This is a genomic window from Salmonella sp. SAL04196, from assembly GCF_046550835.1.
Taxonomy (GTDB): domain Bacteria; phylum Pseudomonadota; class Gammaproteobacteria; order Enterobacterales; family Enterobacteriaceae; genus Salmonella; species Salmonella enterica.
The window spans coordinates 1-562 of record NZ_JBGDXE010000021.1; the positions used below are offsets into that span (position 1 = coordinate 1).

1 rRNA gene is annotated in these 562 nt (G+C 53.6%); it reads left to right on the plus strand.

The annotated features are described in order from the left end of the window. Positions 1–22: 22 nt before the first annotated feature. Positions 23–562: ribosomal RNA gene (locus tag ACLJPE_RS23155) — 23S ribosomal RNA — on the plus strand; the annotation flags it as partial.

Here is a 562-nt window from a genome sequence, read left to right on the forward strand (position 1 = left end):
AAGAAACATCTTCGGGTTGTGAGGTTAAGCGACTAAGCGTACACGGTGGATGCCCTGGCAGTCAGAGGCGATGAAGGGCGTGCTAATCTGCGATAAGCGCCGGTAAGGTGATATGAACCGTTATAACCGGCGATACCCGAATGGGGAAACCCAGTGTGACTCGTCACACTATCATTAACTGAATCCATAGGTTAATGAGGCGAACCGGGGGAACTGAAACATCTAAGTACCCCGAGGAAAAGAAATCAACCGAGATTCCCCCAGTAGCGGCGAGCGAACGGGGAGGAGCCCAGAGCCTGAATCAGCATGTGTGTTAGTGGAAGCGTCTGGAAAGGCGCGCGATACAGGGTGACAGCCCCGTACACAAAAGCGCATGTGCTGTGAGCTCGATGAGTAGGGCGGGACACGTGGTATCCTGTCTGAATATGGGGGGACCATCCTCCAAGGCTAAATACTCCTGACTGACCGATAGTGAACCAGTACCGTGAGGGAAAGGCGAAAAGAACCCCGGCGAGGGGAGTGAAAAAGAACCTGAAACCGTGTACGTACAAGCAGTGGGAGC